Annotated in this window: 5 protein-coding genes; 3 read left to right on the top strand and 2 right to left on the bottom strand. The window is 44.5% G+C overall.

Translation table 11 applies throughout. The features are described 5' to 3' along the window. Window positions 1-122 (bottom strand): IS66 family insertion sequence element accessory protein TnpB (gene tnpB, locus OKX56_RS15010; protein WP_353737775.1); only part of this gene is annotated, 122 nt, incomplete at its 3' end. Window positions 123-248: 126 nt separating this feature from the next. On the opposite strand from tnpB (OKX56_RS15010), the gene tnpA (OKX56_RS13565) reads away from it, so the two are divergent. The 3 genes from tnpA (OKX56_RS13565) to tnpC all read left to right on the top strand — a co-directional run bounded on the left by tnpA (OKX56_RS13565) (window position 249) and on the right by tnpC (window position 2,607). Further along, window positions 249-617 carry an IS66 family insertion sequence element accessory protein TnpA gene (gene tnpA / locus OKX56_RS13565; protein WP_287896878.1) on the top strand — a complete coding sequence of 123 codons (369 nt, stop codon included), beginning with the start codon at window positions 249-251 and terminating at the stop codon, window positions 615-617. Continuing rightward, the gene (gene tnpB, locus OKX56_RS13560; RefSeq protein WP_287896876.1) at window positions 607-969 is read left to right on the top strand and encodes an IS66 family insertion sequence element accessory protein TnpB; all 363 of its coding nucleotides are present in this window, start codon (window positions 607-609) and stop codon (window positions 967-969) included. Before tnpA (OKX56_RS13565) ends, tnpB (OKX56_RS13560) begins: the two co-directional genes overlap by 11 nt. A 102-nt stretch (window positions 970-1,071) precedes the next feature. Further along, complete coding sequence (gene tnpC, locus OKX56_RS13555) at window positions 1,072-2,607, top strand: IS66 family transposase (protein ID WP_287896874.1); 1,536 nt, start codon at window positions 1,072-1,074, stop codon at window positions 2,605-2,607. Window positions 2,608-2,701: 94 nt separating this feature from the next. Here tnpC and tnpA (OKX56_RS13550) read toward each other — a convergent pair whose 3' ends face one another. Then, entirely contained in the window at window positions 2,702-3,013 is a 312-nt protein-coding gene (gene tnpA / locus OKX56_RS13550; protein ID WP_287896872.1) for an IS66 family insertion sequence element accessory protein TnpA, read from the bottom strand. Window positions 3,014-3,159: the final 146 nt, after the last annotated feature.

Here is a 3,159-nt window from a genome sequence, read left to right as displayed (position 1 = left end):
TTCCGACGCTTGCCACAGAACAGATAGAGACTGGATGCGAAAGGATCAATGCCGAAGGTTTCCTGGACAAGGGCTGCTAGTCCGTCAATAGATTTACGCATATCCGTATAACCGCAAGCGATGTAGAGTAACCGTCTAATAAGTCGGTGTATGGAAACATCACTAAAGCAGTGAGATAATATCCTCTAAACTAGAGTTATTGGAGTTTTTCAAGTTTACTTTAAAAACTCCAAAAGGAGGAGTTAGTGATGGATAGCAGAGAAGCCACTCGACAATATCGATTGAATCAGTGGGCCCAGCGCATCCGTGAATGCCGCAGCAGCGGGCAGAAAATTGCCGACTGGTGTGCGGAGCACGGTTTAAGCGAGACGACTTACTTCTACTGGCTGAAACGTGTCCGTGAAGCAGCCTGCGAAGCCCTTCCCGCGCTGAATGCCGAAAAGAATCCAATCGTGCCGGTAAATATTGCGTTTCCTGTAGCCGACGCTGACCATAAACGTCAGGACTCATCAGCAGATATTGTTGTGAGCTTGGGTGCCGTAAGCTTGGAAATCCACAACAGCGCAGCACCTGCCTTAATAGAAAATACCTTGAGGGCGCTCCAAAATGTTCGGTGATATCTCCAAAGCAGAGAAAATCTATATCGCCTGCGGGTATACCGACATGCGCAAATCCATTAACGGGCTGGCCGCTTTAGTCCAGCAGAACTTTCAGCTAAACCCATTCCAGAACAGTCTGTTTCTCTTCTGCGGCCACCGGCATGATCGACTGAAAGCACTCTACTGGGAAGGCGATGGCTTCGTATTATTATATAAGCGGCTGGAAGCCGGTAAATTCAGGTGGCCGAAGAATTCCGAAGCAGTCCGCAACGTCACTTCCCAGGAGTTTCGCTGGCTTATGGAAGGACTGTCCATTGATCAACCAAAAGCCGTAAAAAAACTGGGTAAAGAGAAGTGTTTTTCCCTGTAAAAACTTTGGGAAAAGTGCCGAAAGTCCGCATAAATGCTGGATTGTTTGGTATTTTTATGGTAAAATATAAGCAGCGAAAAACGCAAAGGATATCGTAATTTGATGAGTACGGCTGAACAGATCAAAACGCTGGAAAATCGCATATCCGAACTGGAGAAGGAAAATAGACTCCTTCTGGAAACCGTACACCATCTAACGCGTAAACTCTATGGCCGAAGCACAGAGAAGACATCCGTTCTATCCTTAGGACAGATGTCTCTTTTTAATGAAGCGGAAACCGAGACCGATCCGAAGTCCAAGGAACCTGACTTGAAAAAGGTCGAGGGTTACCGGAGAAAGAAAGTAAATGGCCGGCGGGAAGAACTTTTAGAAAATCTGCCGCATGAAAAAAAGCTCTGTACCCTTGTTGAAGATGAACGTTTTTGCGAAACGTGCAATACCCCGCTTAAATCCGTCGGTGAAAAATTTGTGCGTACAGAAGTTGAATATATTCCGGCTAAGCTTAGGGTAATTGACCTTTACCGTGAGACCTTCGAATGCCGCAGCTGCCGCAAAAATGGTCTGCCTTACATGGAGAAATCCCCGATACCTGATTCGGTTATTCAGCACTCCTTAGCGACTCCTTCCACAGTGGCTTGGGTCATGCACCAGAAGTTTGTAAACGCGCTTCCCCTTTACCGTCAGGAAAAAGAGTGGAAGACGCTCGGTTTGTCTTTAAGCCGCGCTACCATGGCTAACTGGATCATAGCTGCGTCCCGCGATTGGCTGACCCCCATCCTAAAAGTTATGCATCAAGAGCTCCTTAAAGAAAAATATATTCATGCTGATGAGACTCCTGTTCAGGTGATGAATGAGGAAGGTCGCAAGAATACAAGTGATTCTTACATGTGGGTATACACTACCGGAAAGCATACTGAGCATCCTATCCGGATCTTTGAGTATGAGCCCGGAAGAAATGGAATTTACCCACAAAAATTTCTGGAGGGATTTAAGGGATACCTTCACTCGGATGCTTACGCCGGTTACAAAAAGGTCGAGAACATCATACGCTGTCTTTGCTGGTCACATCTTCGCAGAAATTTTGTCGATGCTTTGCCTAAAGACATCCGTGGTCCCGATGATACGCTATCTGGTCAGGGGATTACTTATTGCAACAAACTTTTTGAAATTGAAAGTACTCTTGAAAATCTGACAAGTGAAAAACGCAAATTCGAACGTCTGAAACAGGAAAAACCAGTATTGGATGCTTTTTGGGCATGGATTGATTCTGTCGAAAACAAAGTTCTTCCCAAATCCAAACTGAGTAAGGCCTTAAATTATGCTTTAAACCAAAAGCAAGAACTGATGAATTATCTGGAAGACGGTAACTGCTGTATTTCCAATAACCTGGCAGAAAACTGTATTCGGCCCTTCACTATTGGACGCAAAAACTGGCTGTTCAGCGGAAGTCCCAGAGGAGCCGCGGCAAGCGCAGCCGTTTACAGTATGATTGAAAGCGCTGAAGCCAATGGCCTAAGTCCTTACAAATATCTTTACTATATTCTTAACCGGCTACCGGGTGAACAGTTCGGTCAGTATCCTGAAATCCTTGAGGATTATCTGCCGTGGAGTCCGGAAGTTCAGGAAATCTGTAAATAGAGCAAAACCTCAGTTTACACTGGGTTTTGCTTTTTTTCTATACACTTTATTGTTTGACGCTTACGATGTAGATCTCTTTTGCTGCTGTAATGTCTCATTTTAAAGCTAGCAAAACGGCTTCAAGAGTTTTTTGGGATGTTCCTTCCTTGACTTCAACCGTTGCGGATGGAAGATGAATGATGACGGCAGCACCAGTTCTTAATGTATCCACATGAAGTTTTGCAAATTCGACGGGCTTCTTGTTTTCAGGCTGTGTAGTCGGAAGTTGATGTAAATATGCTTTCATGCGGATTTGTTTCAGCCAGTAGTAGTATGCCGATTCACTTATATTATTCTGTTGACACCAAGATTTTACGGTCATACCACTAGCCTGAAATTCCTTAATCAACCGCACCCACTGTTCCATACGGAACTGGATTTTAACTGTAAGCGTCAAACAGATTCAGACGTGAGCTACATTAAATCAGGCTCATCCACTCCAAGAAGATCGCAAAGAGCATTGTTAACCATTATCCTAAAATCATCATCAGATATGTTGTTAGCTTGAGCATA

The organism is Dehalobacter sp. (assembly GCF_030063005.1).
GTDB classification, from domain to species: domain Bacteria; phylum Bacillota; class Desulfitobacteriia; order Desulfitobacteriales; family Syntrophobotulaceae; genus Dehalobacter; species Dehalobacter restrictus.
This window is presented reverse-complemented; position numbering and strand designations above follow the sequence as displayed.